Below are 19,659 nucleotides of genomic sequence, written 5' to 3'. Positions count from 1 at the left end.
TTCTTTCTGAGCAGCTATCGCATGACCTCTTCAGATGCCTTTAAATTGGATTCTCGATGGTCGTCTTGCCAGATCTATCTTGATGAAGACGAATTGTATCGTCACGCTATCAATACTTTATGTGCTGAAATTTATTCAACGTTCAGCGTAAATAATAAACTATCTCAGTCCGCAATTGTTAATACAGTAAGTCGAATTACCAGATAGGTTAACCGCTGTTTCTGGTGGTCAGATTTGACATGTCACTATCGTTAACGCGTTCAGGGTAAGGAGTTTGGTTTCACATAAACTGACAAGTTCTATTAGAAGGCTATTTCAGCGACCGGCTGAATCAAGCAGTATTGCTGGTATTTTATTTGAATTATTTAGAAAGATGATATTTTGAATTTTGCGCAAAGAGATCGAAGCCATATTCTGTAATTTTTACCGATACGACGGATTGGATAGGTCAAAGGGTATGCGACGAGCGACCATATTCACGGTAATTGATGAGCCATCATCGATTTGAAGATTTCGTGAGTATTTACAGGTAAAGGAAAATTTAATCACCTGACAGTTTAGGTTTAGAAATTACTACGTTAGTATCACTTGTTTAGATGAGTAGGGATTCGAAAGTATATAAAGAATCAAGGAGGTGAAGAGCGCTGTCAGAAGAAGATAAAATTGACGGGACTGTAGCACTGCCCCTCTCCTGGGGCTTTCGTCATACCACCCACTCTGTGGGTGGTCACAGATTTGCACAGTTACGATGAATTTAATCGCCAACCACACAAGGAGTCTCAGGCAATGTTCCAATTTTCCATACGTAATATCGCTGCCGTAGTCCTGTTGGTAATCCCATATATGACCTGGGGTCACAGCGCCATGTTCCCAGATAATTACAAATTTGATGAAAGCAATAATGGTGGACTGTCGCAGGAGCAGCGCAGGCTTAGCGCCAATTTTCAGTCGGTCGAATTTTGCCTAAATGGCAATGCCGCAGGCTATCCTTGCAGAAATATTGATTTGATGGCTTTTTTTTCCAAGACAAGTATGGGTGGAGGAAGCGCCAATCTCAACGATATATGGGGTTATTCTGACCCCCTAACGGGCGCTGAGATTGCGATAGTGGGCAGAACCAATGGTACTTCATTTATAGATGTCACCGTGCCTGATGCACCGCTGTATCTCGGTTTTTTACCGTCGCATAACAATGGTACAAGTGCCTGGCGGGATATAAAGGTCTATAACGATCACGCTTTTATTGTTGCCGATGGATTCAGTAACCGTTCGCATGGTTTACAGGTTTTTGATTTGCGCACTTTGCGCAACCTGCCTTCTCCGGGGCAGACACTCAGTGAAACCGCCCATATGAGTGGATTTGGTAACGCGCACAATATCGCTATCAACGAAGATAGTGGCTATGCTTATATCGTCGGTAGTAATCAATGCAGTGGCGGACTGTATACAGTGGATATTTCCACTCCAAATAATCCTCGCTATGCAGGCTGTTTTTCATCCGATGGTTATACCCATGATGCCCAATGTGTTATTTATTCTGGTCCCGATTCGTTTTATGTAGGCCGGGAAATTTGTGTCGGGTACAATGAGGATAGTATTACCATTGTGGATATGACCGACAAAGTAAATCCACAGCAATTATCGCGCACAGTATATCAGGGTTCCAGATATACCCATCAGGGCTGGTTTCTGGACGACAATCACACCTTCCTGATCATGAATGATGAACAGGATGAAACGTCGCGTGGTCAAAATACAACTTCCTATATTTTTGATGTAAGCAATCTGAATGGGCCAGTTGAAACAGGACGTTATGTGGGGCCGACCAGAGCAATTGATCACAATCTTTATACAAACAATGGTTATGTGTATGAGAGCAATTACCGGGCCGGTCTACGCATTCTTGATGCGGCCAACATTGCCTCGGGTAATCTTCAGGAGGTGGCTTATTTTGATACGATTCCCAGTTCAAATAGTGCGCAGTTTTCCGGCGCCTGGAGTAGCTATGTTTATTTCTCCAGTGGCAATATTATTGTCAGCGACATCGGCAATGGTCTGTATGTAGTGCGACCTGATTGGAATGCTATTCAAAATCAAATTCTTACGAATTCACAATAATATCGTGCCGAAACTGTCGATTGACCTGTGCGCTTTGCGCACAGGTTGCGACATCCCCCTGGCTTCAAACTGATCATCAACCGAAGCCATTCGGAGTAATCAAATTTTCCGGAAATAAAAATGCAAGTAAAATTGACCTGTCGAGAGGGATGTATTGCGATTTGCCTATTGTTTTCATTTACGGCTACAGCTATTGAGAACAACAATCTCCTAGAAGATAGTGTACATAGCGATAATAGCCACACTATGATCCGAATCGGCGAAAAAATGTTACATAGTGCTGAGGCGGCACAAGCCGAATCCATATCGCTAAGCCTGCACAGTAACCGATTACGTAAATCGTTGAATCAATTGCGACGACAATTACACGCACTGCCCAAGGGCAGAGAACACCAATTGCTCAAGCATACGACTGACATAGTTGCCAAAGAAATCCCACTGTGGCAGGAACAAATCAGCCGTTTGCGCAACCAGGCATTAGAGCAGCGCAAGCGCGCGCTCATATTGTTGGAAAAAGCCTATGTTCGGACTTGGCAGCCACACATCCGTTTAACCGGCAGGATAAGAGGTGCTGAAAGTGACAACTCCATCGCAGGACACAATATCAGCATTCGCAGCGTCCACCCAGGAAAGTTAAATATGAATAGTTCTCCAGGGAAAAGGGGTTCAACGCCGGGCATGAGTTTGGAGATACCCTCACTCAGTGGACAGAACATTCCTGACGAACTGAACTTGAGTAGCTCCAGAATTTCTCGCAAGCTTACGGTTTTCGCTCATGTGGAACCGGAAACTGCAACCACTCTGGTGCCGCTTAATCAAATGCACCAATGGCGCCTGATATTATCGAAGCTGGATGGCCAGCCCCTGAGTGGTGCTGAGATTGCAATCGAAGGGCATATGCCTGGACATGTACACGGGCTGCCAACACAACCGCGTGTCACAGAGGAGATGGCACCAGGTGTTTACAGAGTACAAGGCGTAAAATTCCAAATGCCTGGCTGGTGGGTGATGACATTTAATATTCGAGTCAATCACCAGGATGATACCGTTACTTTCAATATCCGTCTGTAGGCATTGCCGTGAAAAGACTATTACACCTATTTTCCCTGTTGCTGTTATCTTTTTCTCTCTGCGACATTACGAAATTCGCAATGGCCAGCGAAAATTATCGCTTCACCGACGCAGATATTGTTTTTCTCAATCGCTTTACTTTAGCCACCCTGCCTTCTTTACCCGCAGCGCCGGATAACCTTGTTGCCGATGACCCCTACGCAGCTGCCCTCGGTCAACAGCTGTTTTTCGATACACGACTGAGTGCTAATGGTCAGGTTGCCTGCGCGAGCTGCCACCAGCCGCACAAGTATTTCACTGACGGGCTCCCCCGATCTCAAGCACTGGGCACCACCAGACGCAATGCGCCCACCATACTCGGCGCCACTCACAGCCCATGGTTGTTCTGGGATGGTCGCAAAGACAGCTTGTGGTCTCAGGCACTGGGACCCTTGCAAGACATCAATGAACACGGACTCGACCGCCTCGGCCTTGTGCGCATTATCCGGCAGCACTACCGGCGAGAATTTGAACAACTTTTTTCCAATAAAGCGGATTGGGTACAACTTCAAAGGGTTATCGACAAGCAGTGGAGAAAGCCAAGGTTGACAAAGAGACAAAAAGCTGCGGTCAACCGGATTGTTAGTCAAGCAGGCAAAGTCATTATGGCCTACGAGCGTAAGCTGCAACTGCACCCCGCACGCTTTGATCGTTTTGTCGGCCAGTTGCAACGGGACAACAAGAATATTCAACTTCTGGCCGACTTGATGAGTGAAGATGAAGTGGCCGGGATGCGTTTGTTTATGGGGCGCGCCAACTGCGCCAGCTGTCACAATGGACCACTGTTTACCAACTATGAGTTCCACAATATCGGCGCACCGGAAGCCGATCCAGAAAATGTGGATTTAGGCCGCTATGTCGGTGTAAAGCTATTACAGCACGACGCATTTACTTGTCTCTCTGCGCAAAGCGACGCCGGCGCTGATGACTGCCAGGAAATGCGCTTCTTAAAGAAGCAAGGCAAGGAACTGGTTGGTGCGTTTAAAACACCGACGTTGCGCAACGTCGCCCACACTGGCCCTTATATGCACGCAGGCCAATTCTCCACACTGGAACAAGTGCTAGCCCATTACAATAGCCCGGCTCCACCCTACTATGACCCCGGACAGCACCCAAGTCGTCCACACTTTGACATATTACCCTTGGGGTTGGACGAGTTGCAGATCAAGCAACTCATCGCTTTTCTGCAAACATTATCGTCACCCATACCAGCAAATGATCCACTTTGGAGCGCACCTTAAATCAATACACGCCTCACTTAAGCCAAGCCAGGATTGAATAACTATTGGGGTGGCCAAAAAAGTTAGGATAAAACAGCTAAGCTACTTTTCATTTCAGCCAAGGTGAATCTGTAATCATTGGAGCAAATGGGGTTCATCGCCGAAGCTAACCGTTGGCTGTGATAAAACATCACAGTGTAATTTAGAATCTCCTGATAAACCCCCTTTTCTTCAATGAAATAGCTTTCTTTAGGTAGGATAAGATACATGAAGCTATCGACAAGTCAGAAATTTCCTCACCTGTTAAACCTACTGACAACCTAGACCGGAATTCTCAAAAACAAGATTGTAATCGACGATATCAACTATCAAATCTCCAGTGACATCCAGCGATGCTGGGGCAGGTGGGACTGAGTTGCCGAGATGAGGTAACATTTCAATTAGGTCATTATGATCTACGCAGCCATCGCTATTCACATCAAAGGGGGAAGATGAAATTCTAAAGTTTGCGACTTCATCGGCACGTAAATTCATTACCTTGGCGTTAAACTCAACATCAACGGTCCCTGTGGTTTCATTATTGATAAACACATTGGGGTTTGACCACTGTTGTATGCGTTGCCCTCCAGTTCCGAGTGGACAACCATATGCCATTACAGTGCGCCAAGTATTGGCAGTGACATTACAATAGCCGTGCCCAAAAGAAAACGGAGTTACATTGGGATCTTGAGAGATAATGTGCCTTGCACCAAATAAGTGCCCGATTTCATGAGCGAAAGTATAATAACCCGTAGCACAACTTTCCCTACCTAAGGCCAGTGCCTGATCTTCTGTAGCCCCAATTGATCTGGCAATACCGCAAAAACTGTAATTATTCCCTGTGAGAACAATCATTATGTCTGCATTATAAAAGTCACGCAGGTTATGTAACTCCTGTGTTTCTGGATTGTTTGTATTTGAAAAATAATCTCTGTCAGTATAAAAATTTCCAGTGTCGTTATAACTGGTTTGATAGGCATGAACAATATTTACACTGGTTTGCACGTCGCTGTTTTGATACGATGTATTGGTTTCTAGTTCAAGTAAATCCATATAGGCATCAATATTGCCTGCAGCAGTTAAAAATTGAGCCGTGTAGGCAACAATAACTGTAAACTCTAAACCAGTATCACTTTTTGTAAATACATTATTATCGGGTAAGCTATTGGTGGTGAAATCTTCATAATAAGCGTTATCATGGTCGATTAATGTTTCTTGTGGTACTTCTGTTAATACGGTATCTCCACTCTTATTTGGTCTCAGTTTAAACAATTTTCCGGCATGATGAAGAGATCCTACAACCTGGCCATTATTTTTCGCAATATAAAGGGTATTATTATCGACCCCGGATGCCGAAAAAGAAAATCTTGCTGTACTTTTTTTCCTGATACTCTTAACTTTAAAAACAATATCCTTGTCTCTGATGCGGAGATTTATCTTGGAGTTTTTTTGTATATTTTTAATTTTCGTATTGTATTTCCCCAGGTTGATAACTCCTTTGATTTCATTTTTAGACGATTGTTTAATGTTATTTTTGATGTCAGAACTTTTCTCGATATTCTGAATAAATATCTCATGCATGTCATTTGCAAATGTATGGTTAGTGAATATCAGGGTCAGAATTATCACTTTAAAACTTATTTTAATAATCATGTGATTGCCTTCATTATAATTAAGCTCAAAATGCCCAAGCAGATACCTGAGCAGGCAGTTTTACTTGATACGGTAGCTGGTGATCTTAATAACTGCTAATATTCAACAGCAAGATAAAGGTTCAAACACCCTAAATAATGGGATCTTCATGCGTTACTGCTAAAGCCAACTCTCTCTGTGCTGAATTTGGTGATAAGGAATGAAGATGTATTTCATGCCTACTTTAAAATTTAGAACTGTTATATTCAATGTAGGCTTAACAGTAATTTATATCTTGGCAATCCTGTCTAAAAATAAATAATTACCTATTTTTGGCGTACTTTTATTCTATAGACTGCCTCATATTCTTTAGGTAATTTATTTCCTCCCAGGTAAAGTATTGAGGGAATTGGGGCTTATTAAGTTGAAAAAATTAGATTATTAATGTTTCTCCTAAATAATTGTGAGCATTCAATAAGAAAGTCTATCTATAACCTAATTTATTCATAATGTAAATGGCACAGGCGGAGTTTGTTTGCATAAGCTAATTTTTATATAGAGGTAATATGATATATTTAAAATGCCCATCATGACTATTATTAGTATGCTTACTGTTGGTAGCTAAAATTGTGCCAGTACTGCAATATCGCTATTTACTAGCGGGTGGGAATAATGTGAATGTCCTTCTCCCAGGACACGTTGTGAATACATTTCTTGTAAGCGCGTAATCGGTTCCCGTACCTTATACGATCCTGAGGAAGGGGTATTATTCCCGTCATCCTTATCAGTACATTCAATGGATTATCCATGTTTGAATCTGAAAACTACTGGATGAAATCATCCAACAAAACCATTATCTAAGAGCAGTAGTATAAGATATTTTGAACGATTATAAAGCAAGGTGATTGATGAAATATCTCTTTTTACAACAATGGTACAAAAAAGTTGAAAGCACCTGTTCCAGATCTCGAGAAAAGGGTATTTGCAAACAGAGAACAGGATGTCATTGAAGACTCTACGGTAGAGGGTCCAATTTTAAGGCCATCGTGCCAAATGGTTACCTAGGGTGAGGTGCTTCAATGGAGCAAATTACTATCGAAAAATTCCAGATAGTTCCTTGCTGTCTGTGTCCAACTGCGGGGGTTCATCAACGACAGTTTTTCCATTTGGTCTGGCGTGGTGTGGAGTATTTTTCCGACCAGCTTTGAGAGTTTTCCCTACTAATTCGAGAAGACTCGTGTCGATATCATCTGGATATGTACCCTGGCTAGGATACCGCAGGGGGGCATCAACGCTTCGTGGCTGTATACGAATTTTGCAGACTCCAATAGTTGCTCAGGTCACAAATTAGTCCAAAAACCGTCAAACTCGCAAAATTTGACACTTTCTTGACAAAAACTACACAAGAAGCTGACGCAGGAATCCATAAAATACGGGCCTATAACCACTGTGGCTAATGGGCCCGCACCCTGATTTTTAAGAACTGGATTCCTATGTACGGTGATTCTGAGTTCAGCCGTTTTCGCGTAACTTTTGTCGGATTCCTAGCGGCCGGTGGCCTGGCTACCACAGTGCATTGGGCCGTCATGGCGTTGTTTGTTGGGCTGACCAGTCTGCCGGTTTTCTCCACCCTGATCGGTTCCGCCTCCGGTGCAATAGTGAACTATTGGCTTCAGCACCGATTGGCTTTTCCGGGTGCTGAAATGTATGCCCGGACATTTTTTCGCTACCTTGCCTCCTGTGCCTTTGCATGGATTGTCAATGTATCTGTATTTTTCGTACTAACACGGGATGTCCATTTTCCAATCATTATCGCGCAGGTGGTCACTACCGCATTGGTGGCCGGTTTGAACTTTATTGTCTATAAAAGGTTGGTATTCCATGAAAAAACACCTTAATCCGGTAGCTAATCACTTTGAGGATTTGTTGCTGTCGATAGTTGTACCGGTCTTCAATGAAAGTGCAATGCTGCCGACTTTTCTTGAGCAGATGATACCCATCCTGAAAAAGCTGCCTTTAAAGACGGAGTTGATTTTTATTGACGATGGCAGCACCGATAACAGTGCGGAATATCTTAGGCAGGCTCTGGACAATTACCCGGGTCAGAAACTGATCAAACTCAGTAGGAACTTTGGTAAGGAGGCTGCGATCACCGCCGGCCTTGAACATGCCAGTGGGGATGCGGTTGTGATCATGGACGCCGATCTGCAGGATCCTCCAGAATGTATCCCGACCATGCTCAATACCTGGTTGTCCGGTACCGATGTGGTGCTGATGCAGCGTCGGTCCAGGGCAGGGGAAACCCTGTTCAAACGCCTGAGCGCACATTTGTTTTATCGCTTTCTGAACCGCATAAGCCAGACAAAAATTCCCGTAGATACTGGGGATTTTCGCTTGATGAGCCGTCGCTCGGTCGATGCACTCTTAACCCTCAGGGAGCGCAACCGGTATATGAAGGGTCTGTTTGCCTGGGTGGGCATGCCGACAAAAGTTATCCGGTACGACAGGGCACAGCGGGCTGCCGGGAAAACCAAATGGAACTATTGCGGACTGTTTGGACTCGCGTTTGAAGGCTTGACATCCTTTTCGATTTCCCCCTTAAGATGGGCCGTGGGCGTGGGGCTTATCTCCGCGCTGACAGGTGCACTATTTGGTATTTGGATTGTGGCCAAAACCGTATTCATCGGCGATGTCACCGCGGGCTACCCCTCTCTTATGGCCATTATTACCTTCCTCGGCGGCGTTCAGCTTTTCAGCATCGGTCTTGTTGGGGAATACGTTGGTAAAGCGTATATAGAAGCAAAACAAAGACCTGTATACCTGACCGAGGAAATCCTGGAGAGCCAGTCAGTGCAAACGTATCTGGAAATCAAACGCAAGGGAACCCTGCAGCATGCCAAGGCAATATAGGTACTGGGTCCTGGCGCTGGGTGCTATCCTGATAAGTCGCCTGATCAGCATGGCCCTGTTTCCATTTGTTGATACAACAGAGGCAAGGTATGCCGAAGTTGCCCGCCTGATGGCCGATACCGGTGACTGGATTACCCCCTGGTTTGATGCCGGCATGCCGTTTTGGGGCAAGCCACCGCTATCGTTCTGGGCACAGGCCGCCTCTGCAAAGACGTTTGGTCTCAGTGAAATTTATTTTCGTCTGCCCGCCCTGATAGCCACGATTTTGACCGGTTTCCTTACCTGGCGGCTTGCCCAAGGGTACCGGGATGATAAAACATCGCGTTGGTCCGTGCTGATTTTTGTCAGTATGGCGCTGCCTTATATCAGTGCCGGTGCCGTGATGACCGATGCGTTTCTTGCGCTGGGCATCACCCTGTCCCTGGTGGGCTTCCTCCGTACTATACAGGGGGGCAAATCCTGCTGGGGTTGGCTGTTTTTTCTGGGGATGGCTGCCGGGCTTCTTGCCAAAGGGCCTTTGGCAGCCGTGCTCGTTGGCATACCGATTGTCTTGGGGATACTGTTTGGGTTGTACAGATGGACAGTGCTGGCTCGGTTGCCGTGGTTGTGGGGCAGTCTGGCAACCCTGGCACTGACCCTGCCATGGTATTTGTCAGCGGAACTCAAGACCCCCGGATTTCTCGATTATTTCATCGTTGGTGAACATATCCTGCGGTTTATTGATCCCGGCTGGTCCGGTGACCTCTACGGCAATGCGCACTCGCAGCCTAAGGGCATGATTTGGGTATTCTGGCTTTGGGCCAGTTTTCCCTGGGGTATTCTCGCGCTCATGGTCCTGGGAGTCCGTATGGCAGGAGGCAGTGCGCGTTGTCTCAACGGCTTTTGGCAAGATAAACGCGCGGTTTTATTACTATTCTGCGCCCTTGGGCCCTTGCTGTTTTTTACATTGGCCGGCAATACCCTCTGGACTTATGTTCTGCCATCCCTCCCCTTTAGTGCCGTGCTCATAGCGCGACAGCTTTCAGGAGTTGGCAGGCCGAATACGATTAAGTTTCTCTATGCGCCCACAGTGGCCGTATGCCCTTTGATTTTGCTTGTTATCACATTGGCCTGGAGTAGCGGCCTCTATTCTGTAAAGAGTGAAAAACATTTGGTGAGCTACTATAATCAGCGCAGGGAAGCTGGTAGTAGTCCTTTACTATACCTTGGAAAAGCACCTTTTTCTGCCCGTTTCTACTCACGCGGTACCGCCCGATCCATACATTTAAAGCAGTTGGAAAAAATGCAAGAGGACAATACCTACCGGGAATATTTCGTTGTCATTCCTGCAAAGCGAATGAACGACAGCCAACTTGCCCCTCTTTTTACCACCGGCAGTGTGGAAATGCAAAACCGCAGGTTCAGACTGCTGTCTGTAAAAAGCCCGATGTCCCAACGTGAGCCATCAAGCCGTGCCGAATTCGATTGAGTCTTCATTGACGGGCAGAAAACTGCGCCTGTTGATTGTGGAAGATCAAATAGACCTGGCGGAGAACCTGTTCGAATTCCTGGGGGAGGCGCGCTACAACCTCGACTTTTCACCCGATGGCTTGACGGCCCTGCACTTGTTGGCCACCCAGTCTTATGATGTTATCGTCCTTGACTTGATGCTGCCGGGCGTCAATGGCCTTGAAATTTGCCGGAGAATTCGCTCGGACCTGAAATGCGACACCCCGGTTATTTTGACAACCGCCTTGGGCTCCCTGGCCGACAAGGAAAAGGGCTTCTCCTGCGGGGCAGATGATTATTTGGTGAAACCCTTTGAATTGAGGGAGTTGCAGTTACGTATTGAGGTTCTGTACAGGCGCCATGCTTTGAAAAGCTCGAATTTACAGGCGGGCAGCCTGTCATTTGATCCGGGAACGCTCACAGCCCGATTGCGCGGCAAACAAGTGGAATTGGCGGGGACTCCCGCCCGGATTTTTGAGTTGTTGATCCGTGCCTATCCCAACTTCCTCAGTCACGGTGCCCTGCATGAGGCCATCTGGGGCGCAGATTGCAGGGAGACCGATGGCCATAGTCTGCGCACGCATATCTATACCTTGCGAAAAACCCTGCAGACTGCGTTTGGGGTCAGTCTTATCAAAACGGTACATGGGCGTGGCTACAGGCTGGAAGCCGTGAACCATAACAAAGACCGGCAATGAAAAAAAGTACCCTCTCCAGCCGCCTTTACAAGACGCTGTTTTTAATGATTGCGGTCACAATAGTGATTTCCCTGATCACCGTGGATCTCTTTGTGGAGGATATTGAATACAATGCATTGAATTTTGAATTAAATGCGGATGCGGAGTTTTTTAAAACCCATATCGATAACGGGCAGTTCAAACGCTGGAGGACGGGAAACCTGGAAGCAGTTTTTTTGCCCAGTGGAGAGGGTGAATCCCGCCTGCCGGAATTTTTCCGCAATAGACCGGTGCCGCTTTCCGCAGAAATTGCAGTGGGTAACAAGACCCTGCTGATTATTATTGAAAAAATAGACAGCCCGCCTGGAAAATTGTTCCTGGCGCGAGATTTTACTATCCTGGAGCGGCGGGAGGTTCTGGTTAAAATCCTGCTTTTGTCAATTGCCCTCATCATGCTGGTGGTGGGATTTTTGGTGGCAAAGGGCAGTGCAAAATTACTGACCAGACCGCTCAAAAGGCTCTCCCGGGATATCCAAAAAATCCAACCCGGTATTGCCATGGAGCGCCTCACCAGGGATTATCGCGACAGCGAGTTTGTAGAGATTGCTGAATCATTTAACCGATTTTTGTGCGCATTGGAATCCCATATTCACCGGGAAAAATCGTTTGTCAAACTGGCCAGCCATGAATTGCGCACCCCGCTGGCCATTATCAGTGGTGCGCTTGAGATTTTGGAGCAGCGTCGCGATGTTTCACAAAGCGATCAAAAAACGCTACTGAGAATTCGTAACGCTACCCGTACCATGCAGGAAGATACCGAAATGCTGCTGCAACTGGCACGGGGCAAAACCGCCAAAGAGGAGTTTGTCGCACTCGACATGGTAAAACTGACAGCCGAAATCGTTGCCGATCTCGGCAGCAGCAATGGCAATTTCAAGGGCCGCACCGAGGTCATTTATGACAGTGCAGAGCTGTTGGTCTATTCAAACGCCGCACTGGTGCGCATGCTGTTGCGCAACTTGATTAAAAATGCCTTGATGCATACCGCCGCCAGGGTGCAAATACGGCTGGGCAGGGAGTCGATACACATCAACGATTTTGGCAGCGGCTTGCCGCAAAGTGTGGTCAGCCAGTTTTCGCAGGCCCCCGGCAAAGCGCCCGGCGGACTGCAGGAAAGCAGTTTTGGCCTGCTTATTGTACAACTGATCAGTGAGCGCCTGAACTGGCAACTGGACATTGAGCACTCCGGCAGTAGCGGAACTCATTTTATCATCCGAATGCCTGCCTGCGGCCAGGACTAGTTGGCCGGGATAGCGCGGCACTGCCCCCTCCACCTGCGATTGCACCCCCCACACTGTACAAACTGGCCTTGAGCCGCTTATGACTCATGTGCCGTGCTTAGCCGGATTTCTGTGACTCGCGTGTGCGGGCATTGCCTGGTGATTGTAAGGCTCTGTAGGGTGTGGGGTGTGCTGCGCTGCGCTGGGCATGGGGGCCATTTTATGCCCGGCCCACAGCACAGGGGGCGTACCCCACTCTGCTAAAAGCAGTCACAATGCCTCGATGGTCATGGGAGTTTGAAAGCCTTATTACCTGTTTTCCCAAGGTGAACAATGGGTGCTGCCCCACAAGCGAGTGGGCTTGCCTTTCTCTGTCCATTGGCAACACCTGAAGCGTATTTATCGCTTAAAAAAGAAAGTGATCCACGGCATGCCCATCCATGCTTTCTGGGTGCTGGAAGAGGCGGATATCCCGCGATGGCCTGGCCTTTGTACCGGATTTCAAGGATAAAAATTACTACGGATTAACGGTGACCGAGAGAATGAAGGTGGAGACCCTGATGGGGAAACTCATCTGGGTTGCCGACAGAATGTTTGTAATTTGGGAGGCGCAGGACGCACTATGATCGAAAATCAATATCCGCAAGAAGAACAAATCCCTTTCCACTACGTCGATACGATGGGCAAAACCCAAGTCAAAATCCCACTGGAAAAACACGCTGTACAGAATGTTCCGGAAGCCCTGGTGCTCTCCAGATTCTATTAGATGATCGCGGCCGGGCCATGCCGATACTGGAGCGCGAGGGCTTCGAGTCCCGAACAGAGACGATCTTCCACACGCTGATTGGTTATATGATGAGCAGTGGGATAGCGAAGAAGAGTAGGGTGTCGACTGGGAGATGGATTTCCCTGTCCCCCTCCAATCGAACAGGGCGCGCGGCTGCCGCAGCGTTAGGGCGCAACGCAGAAATGGTAATAAAAATCCATGGTCAGTGAAGCGCAATTGGATGGTTTCTGCCAGATTTGGTTTGAGGATATCGGGTAGCCGCCCCCGAAGCCTTGCACAAGGCCCCACAGCGAGATCAAGGCTCAACCATCAAAAACCCGCCAGGGGTGGAGCCCTTACACCGGTGGCGGGGGCAGCCCCGGTCTGGCCTCCTTTTTCTGCAAAAAAATGCGCTGAGTGAGCCTAAAATCTCTTTATGGCCAGTAGGTTCTACTTGCTTTACGCGCCGGTGCGCGCGGGCGGGCACAATCCTCTTTACAAAGGCCGGGCTTACCGCTACCATCCGTGCCGCCTTTATCGGGGATTAGCGCAGCCTGGTAGCGCGTACCGTTCGGGACGGTAAGGTCGGAGGTTCGAATCCTCTATCCCCGACCAACTTCCTCTCTCTTGCCGGAACAACAGAGCCAACAGCCTGAGGGAAAATAGCCCCTTTGGGAGTGCGGGAAGTCCGGCTTCACAGCTGGCCCACTGTTTAGGTCAAATGCAAAAGCATCCGTTGTCTTGTGGTTTATGCCCAGCTTGCATAATCGCCCCATCTTTTTTTACTCCCCGCTTGGCCCGGTGATCCGCATTGCATTATTTGGAAAGGCCCTGTCACGATCTTTCTGCTCAATTAAGGCATTGCCGCGGTCGCTTTATCCGATGGTACACCTTTACAGCCTGTGGAAATGGCATTGTGGCAGGGTTATGCTATGGCGGGGAAAGGCTGACAAGACTGCTGTGGTGGTTTTGGCTGGCATCACGATGCTCATCTTGTCGATTCAACGCTGTCCCCTATAGCCGGGAATCAAGTTCCTGTAGTGTGTTGGAAATCCGAAACTTAGCAGCGGTACAAGGAGGGGCGCTTTGGACCGGTTGTTTTCCCGCTTTTCACATTAGCGCTATTACTGTTACAACCTGGGTAGACCTCTATGAAATTTTTTTCAGTTGCGGATAAGGCGCAGACAATTGCTGCTGCGGATAAAGTCAAGGTCGCACTTGCCCAGATCGCGCCGATCTGGCTGAAGCGCGGGGAAACTCTCAATAAAGTTGCCGGTGCGGTTGAACTGGCCGGCAGGCAGGGGTGCCAGTTGGTGGCCTTTGGCGAGGCACTGGTGCCCGGGTATCCGTTTTGGATTGAGCGCACGGATGGTGCCCGCTTCAATGATCCCAAACAAAAGGCCATCTATGCGGAGTACCTTGCACAGGGTGTGGTGATTGAAGATGGTCACCTGGATACAATCTGTAGCCTGGCGAAGCAGTATGGTATTGCCGTTTATCTCGGCATTATGGAGCGCGCGGCGAACAGAAGTGGACACAGCCTCTATTGTACCCTGGTTTATATCAACCAGAAGGGAGAGGTCGGTTCTGCGCATCGCAAACTGCAGCCGACCTACGAAGAGCGTCTTGCCTGGGCGCCGGGGGATGGTAATGGGTTGCGCGTGCACCCCCTGGGCCGCTTTACCGTTGGGGGGCTTAATTGTTACGAAAACTGGATGCCGCTGTCGCGCGCGGCGCTCTATGCCCAAGGAGAAGACCTGCATGTGGCTGTTTGGCCCGGTGGGCTACACAATACAGAAGACACCACCAGATTTGTTGCCAAAGAAAGCAGAAGCTATGTGATCTCGGTCTCCGGCCTTATGCGCCCTGCAGATTTTCCCGAGGATACACTGGCGCGGACGGAAATTCTTGAGAATGGGGGCCCATTTCTGGCAAATGGAGGCTCCTGTATTGCTGCACCGGATGGGTCCTGGGTGGTGGCGCCTCAGGTGGGTAAGGAGATCCTGATCACTGCAGAGCTGGACCACGCAGTTGTTCGGGGGGAGCGCCAGAACTTTGACCCCACCGGCCATTACAGCAGGCCCGATGTCACCCGCCTGGTTGTAGACCGCAAGCGCCAGCAACTTGCCGATTTCATCGATGCCGAGTAAAAACCGGCTTGCGGTACAATCCCGGGGCTGAGACGCGCATTGCCATATCGCTTCTTGGGTCGGGGGTTGTCTGGCAGGTTCCCCTGTGGCTAGGGCAGGAGAAGCCACCACTTTAGCTGTCTATTCCTCCTCTGGGAGACTACCCTACAGCAGGCATTTGCTATCGATGCTGTCATCGGGTGCTCTCTTTTATTTGATCACTGTACTGCGATCGAAATTGAGCTTAAACCCTTTGTTTCCACTACCCGCAACTAATACCGAGAGATTGCCCGCGTTGTTATAGGCATATTGAATGGATTGTGGAAAATCATGATGAATATTTTCAAAGTGTAACCGCTCTTTCGAACAGGAAACTAATTTAAAGGCGATGGGTAGGGTATTTTCAGAGACTTTGGCAAGGTAGAAGATATTTCCAGCCATATTTACCAATCTGAGCGACTCATAGCCGGAATTTTTACCATCGGTGAGTGTTACTTCACTGTAGCCCTCATAAGTAGCTTCACTGACCTTACTCCAATGTTCCTTATAGGTTCGTTGAGAGGATTCAGAAACCCAACTGCCCAATATCCAGTCAATGTCCTCCAAAGAACGGCAATCCATCGATGCCTGGGCAAGTGGTGTAAAAATAATGCTAAAAAATACGCTATATCTCAGTAAATACATGGTGGTCACACCTTTTGATCAAAATTGGCTTGCAGAAATAATATGGAATCTATTGCATGATCCGGCCCCGATCTTTCAACCAGATGAGACCGGGTCATGCTCCTGGTGGCGTATTTCCTGAGCGTCCGTGCCTTACCCCGGTAAGGATGGCTTAACGGCGGTAATTATTAAACCATCTCAGTCTCTATTGGGTTAATTTTGGATGATCTTGTAGATTTCTCCATTAATGTCGCAGATATACAGTTCTCCGAAATAGTCTTCACCAAAGCTTGAAACTCTGCTGATGCTGCCGTTGTTCGGAGCCAGTTCTGCAGTGCGGTCAGTGTACTCGGATACCATGTTGCCGTCGTACTTCAGCGACCAGATCTGGTTGGAACAGTAATCGGCAAAGAAATAGGTTCCGTCCAGCCAGGGTATGCTGGTGCCCCGATAGACATAGCCTCCGGTGAGGGAGCAGCGGAATGGGGAGCCACCGTGACTGTATTCCCATATCGGGAAGTCCATAGTGCCGGGATTCGGGCAGCCGCTGGTATTAAAGGCATTGTTGCCTTCGTAGCAGCGCCATCCCCAGTTATTGCCACCACTGCTGGAGGCTGCTTGGAAATTGATTTCCTCCCAGTTGTTCTGACCGACATCACCAATCCAGAGATCGCCGCTGACGCGGTCAAAACTGGAGCGCCAGGGGTTGCGCAGGCCGTAGCTCCAGATTTCGTCCCCAAATGGATTGCTCGCGGGGATTGAATAGGGCAGCGAAGTGACATCAATACGCAGTAGTTTGCCCAACAGGTCATTGAGATTCTGCGCGCGGTTATCCGGGTCACCGCCTGAGCCACCGTCACCCATGCCGATATACAGGTAACCATCGGGGCCGAATGCCATCCAGCCCCCATTGTGGTTGGCGAAAGGTTGGTTGATGGAAAATACCACTTGCGCAGAGCCGGAGTCTGCTGTTTGCGGATTGGTACTGGAGCGTTGATAACGTGTTACATAGGTGCGACTGTTTTGGGTATAGTTGATATAGAGATAGCCATTGTTTGCGTAATCGGGATCGAATGCGAGGCCGAGCAGGCCCTGTTCAGAGCCGGTGTTTAGGCCGCTGACCGACAGGAAAGTCGAGATCAGAGAGCCGCTTGCCCGGTCGAGGATTTTGATCCGCCCAGTGGACCCGGAACGTTGTTCAACCACATAGATCCAGTCGGGATTCGTGCCATCATGGGTTACAAAAACCGGTCGGGTCAAGCCACTGGCGAACTGAAAGGATGACAAGACGCCAGTTTTAACAAGCTGCATATCGATCTGTTGGGGATTACCGGAAAGAGAGGTGGGGGCTGGCGGCAATGGTGTTTCCTGTAGTGCCGTTATGCTCAGGCCCAGTACAGCCATACTGATGAGGGTTGTGATTGACATCTGTACTCTTCTCCTTGAGTTTCTTGTATGTTATGTGGAGTGCAAACGCTACTGCAGTTATTTCAGCGCTTGAAGTGTATAAAATTCTTTGACAGCCAGATAGCCTTATCGGCACATGTATTACCCTGGGCGGTCCGGGCCATGAATTGCCCGCTTCGGGAGAGTGGGAACACCGGTTCTGAAAGTATCCATCCAATACTTGGTGACTTTCAGAGTAGGTCCGCACCTATTTTGGTGAGAAAGAGACGGCCTGAAGGCCCAGCTGGGTCAATGCCTCTTACACCGCGTTTATGCCGTGTGGCGGGAGAGAGGCAAAGAGGGGCGGTTACCCCCGGGTTCAGGAAAAACGCGCTAACGCATGTGACCGGGTAGGACTGCGGGAGCAGGGTCCGCAAATCACAGGCACCCGTGAAAGCGATAGCCGTGTATGCAGGGTAATTCCCGGCGCCTGATCAACTCGGCTCTGCAGCGTCTGGAGGTCAGTGATGCCGGTTGTTCATGCGCCCGTGCTTCACTGGAAGCCTATATCGGATGGGAGCGGCTGCGGTGTTTGGCGCGTGGACATACCCTAGCGCACGCTGTTACCCAAAACCCTGGCAGAAATGATGAAAGTTTCAGCAGTCAATATGAACGTGTTTGTGACCCAGTCAATATTGATATTCTTTAATGTGCATAGGGGGATCTTATGAAGCAAATAGCCTGCTTATTATCATCGGCAACACTGGTTTTATCACTCGGCGCTGCGTCTGAATCTCGTCATTCGGGTGCAGTTGACGATGCGGTCATTGCCAAGCAACGACTTAATCTCAAAGCAAATACCAAAGGTAAAGGGTTTGGTCCTCAGTCTCCGCGTGATATCGATTCTCCGCTGGGGAATAATCGGGTTGTATTTGGTGCGGCGCCTGCCTACAGCGAAATGCACTTGTGCAATATACATTTTCATAAGTCTGCAGAGCATGCAGGTGGTCAATATTCAAAATATGCGGGCAACGGTGATGGCAATGGATATCAAACCGGGTACGTTTTTTCAGGTGATTTAACCCAGAGCGAAGTTTTTCCTGTGAGTCGGGAGATATGTCCAGGCAAGCACGGCAGCCTTCAGTCTGGGGATACTATTGAAGTGCATTATGTGCATTCCTCGGCCCAGGTAAAACCTGGTCCTACCCTGGGTGCCTGCCTGAGTGACTCAATCAATAACCCGCAATTACGAGTGGAAGCCCAGGTATTTGTTTTAGTCAACGATAGTAGTGCGATAGACTTTATGGCGCTGACCAGGCTCAGTCAAAAAAATACTTTTTACCAGGCTCTGAATATACCCGATAATACCGGCACACCCATTGTGTATAGTGGCTCAACAACGGGTCCCGGCTACAATGAAGCGGGTTCGCCATTCCAGGTGACCTGGGCTGTTCGTCCCAATGTTGCCAAGGTGAATATAGAGACCGTGGGCAAATGGTGTGAAGAGAATGTTTTCAATGAAAATCAGGCCCATGGTGTAAGAAACCTTGTGATTAACACAGACCTTTTATCTCCCTTTGAGAAGTAACCCAGCGATGTCCACCGTGGCGACGCGCCCTATATTTTCGATTGGCCGTAGTTGTAGTGACCAGGTTTGTGACTTTGAGTAGGGCTGGGGGGGGTGTTCTGATGGTTACTAGCAGCGTACCTGGGAGGTGTGGTTGAACCAGTGCAGCCTGTTCCGTCCCATCTGCAGATGCGACGGGCTGGGGCAAGTCCTGTGTGCAGGCCAGCGCCTCAGACAACCAGGCGCCAAATGCAGTGTCTTGGGAAAAACGTTTTAAAGTTTGCGCAAATAAAATAGACTTGACGCTCTACTAATTAAATGGTGTCTGTCTACTTGCACTTTTTGGTATGGGTAAAATGACCTCAGCAGCGTTACCGATCCGGCAGTGGGTTTGTTTTTCACTATGCCTACACGTACATACGTACCAACTAGTAGATAAACTAAAGAGGTTCCTCTATTGGCAGCGTCGTTTTTATTGAAGGCAGTGTTGTGAAAATCCTGTATGTATTTTTCAGTTTATTGATTTCCATGCGCGGATTCAACCTTGAAGTGCATACCATTTATGCGGCTTGTGCCGCCAAGTAATTATCCATTAAATCTTCTGGTGTTTCAAAGCCTAATGTTTTCCTTGGGCGGTTATTTAAATCGCATACCACTGCATCAACCTCCCCCTG

14 protein-coding genes and 1 tRNA gene are annotated in these 19,659 nt (G+C 48.3%); 12 read left to right on the top strand and 3 right to left on the bottom strand.

Going from position 1 to position 19,659, the window contains the following annotated elements:
• The first annotated feature begins 786 nt into the window (after positions 1–786).
• From ACL7TT_RS19185 to ACL7TT_RS19175, 3 genes are all read left to right on the top strand, one after another.
• Positions 787–2,118 carry a choice-of-anchor B family protein gene (locus ACL7TT_RS19185; protein WP_413397817.1) on the top strand — a complete coding sequence of 444 codons (1,332 nt, stop codon included), beginning with the start codon at positions 787–789 and terminating at the stop codon, positions 2,116–2,118.
• Positions 2,119–2,238: 120 nt separating this feature from the next.
• Positions 2,239–3,189, top strand: a complete 951-nt coding sequence (locus tag ACL7TT_RS19180) for a FixH family protein (protein ID WP_413397816.1) — start codon at positions 2,239–2,241, stop codon at positions 3,187–3,189.
• Positions 3,190–3,269: 80 nt separating this feature from the next.
• Positions 3,270–4,469, top strand: a complete 1,200-nt coding sequence (locus tag ACL7TT_RS19175) for a cytochrome-c peroxidase (protein WP_413397815.1) — start codon at positions 3,270–3,272, stop codon at positions 4,467–4,469.
• Positions 4,470–4,757: 288 nt separating this feature from the next.
• Here ACL7TT_RS19175 and ACL7TT_RS19170 read toward each other — a convergent pair whose 3' ends face one another.
• Complete coding sequence (locus ACL7TT_RS19170) at positions 4,758–6,140, bottom strand: M12 family metallo-peptidase (protein ID WP_413397814.1); 1,383 nt, start codon at positions 6,138–6,140, stop codon at positions 4,758–4,760.
• 1,472 nt (positions 6,141–7,612) lie between these two features.
• Here ACL7TT_RS19170 and ACL7TT_RS19165 point away from each other — a divergent pair.
• The 8 genes from ACL7TT_RS19165 (at position 7,613) to ACL7TT_RS19130 (ending at position 15,390) form a co-directional block, all read left to right on the top strand.
• Positions 7,613–8,017 (top strand): GtrA family protein, encoded by a 405-nt coding sequence (locus tag ACL7TT_RS19165; protein ID WP_299942417.1) that lies wholly within the window; start codon positions 7,613–7,615, stop codon positions 8,015–8,017.
• Complete coding sequence (locus ACL7TT_RS19160) at positions 8,001–9,029, top strand: glycosyltransferase family 2 protein (protein WP_413397813.1); 1,029 nt, start codon at positions 8,001–8,003, stop codon at positions 9,027–9,029. Before ACL7TT_RS19165 ends, ACL7TT_RS19160 begins: the two co-directional genes overlap by 17 nt.
• Positions 9,013–10,497: an ArnT family glycosyltransferase gene (locus tag ACL7TT_RS19155; protein ID WP_413397812.1), complete on the top strand. Its 1,485-nt coding sequence runs from the start codon at positions 9,013–9,015 to the stop codon at positions 10,495–10,497. Before ACL7TT_RS19160 ends, ACL7TT_RS19155 begins: the two co-directional genes overlap by 17 nt.
• Positions 10,498–10,504: 7 nt before the next feature.
• Complete coding sequence (locus ACL7TT_RS19150; RefSeq protein WP_413397811.1) at positions 10,505–11,215, top strand: response regulator transcription factor; 711 nt, start codon at positions 10,505–10,507, stop codon at positions 11,213–11,215.
• Positions 11,212–12,495, top strand: coding sequence for a sensor histidine kinase (locus ACL7TT_RS19145; protein ID WP_413397810.1), 1,284 nt, complete (start codon positions 11,212–11,214; stop codon positions 12,493–12,495). The genes ACL7TT_RS19150 and ACL7TT_RS19145 overlap by 4 nt, the downstream gene beginning before the upstream one ends.
• Before the next feature lie 601 nt (positions 12,496–13,096).
• Positions 13,097–13,240, top strand: a complete 144-nt coding sequence (locus ACL7TT_RS19140; RefSeq protein WP_413397809.1) for a hypothetical protein — start codon at positions 13,097–13,099, stop codon at positions 13,238–13,240.
• Between the two features lie 538 nt (positions 13,241–13,778).
• Positions 13,779–13,855, top strand: a tRNA-Pro gene (locus ACL7TT_RS19135).
• A gap of 536 nt (positions 13,856–14,391) precedes the next feature.
• Positions 14,392–15,390: a carbon-nitrogen hydrolase family protein gene (locus ACL7TT_RS19130; RefSeq protein ID WP_413397808.1), complete on the top strand. Its 999-nt coding sequence runs from the start codon at positions 14,392–14,394 to the stop codon at positions 15,388–15,390.
• Positions 15,391–15,579: 189 nt separating this feature from the next.
• Here ACL7TT_RS19130 and ACL7TT_RS19125 read toward each other — a convergent pair whose 3' ends face one another.
• Complete coding sequence (locus ACL7TT_RS19125; protein WP_413397807.1) at positions 15,580–16,053, bottom strand: DUF6265 family protein; 474 nt, start codon at positions 16,051–16,053, stop codon at positions 15,580–15,582.
• A gap of 192 nt (positions 16,054–16,245) precedes the next feature.
• Positions 16,246–17,460 carry a PQQ-dependent sugar dehydrogenase gene (locus ACL7TT_RS19120; RefSeq protein ID WP_413397806.1) on the bottom strand — a complete coding sequence of 405 codons (1,215 nt, stop codon included), beginning with the start codon at positions 17,458–17,460 and terminating at the stop codon, positions 16,246–16,248.
• 685 nt (positions 17,461–18,145) lie between these two features.
• Between ACL7TT_RS19120 and ACL7TT_RS19115 the strand changes: the two genes are divergently transcribed.
• The gene (locus tag ACL7TT_RS19115) at positions 18,146–19,006 is read left to right on the top strand and encodes a delta-class carbonic anhydrase (protein ID WP_413397805.1); all 861 of its coding nucleotides are present in this window, start codon (positions 18,146–18,148) and stop codon (positions 19,004–19,006) included.
• Positions 19,007–19,659 lie beyond the last annotated feature (653 nt).

The sequence above is a fragment of the Microbulbifer jejuensis genome (assembly GCF_047289955.1).
Lineage (GTDB): Bacteria > Pseudomonadota > Gammaproteobacteria > Pseudomonadales > Cellvibrionaceae > Microbulbifer.
Note: the sequence above shows the minus strand (reverse complement) of the source record. Positions and strands in the feature narration are given on the sequence as shown.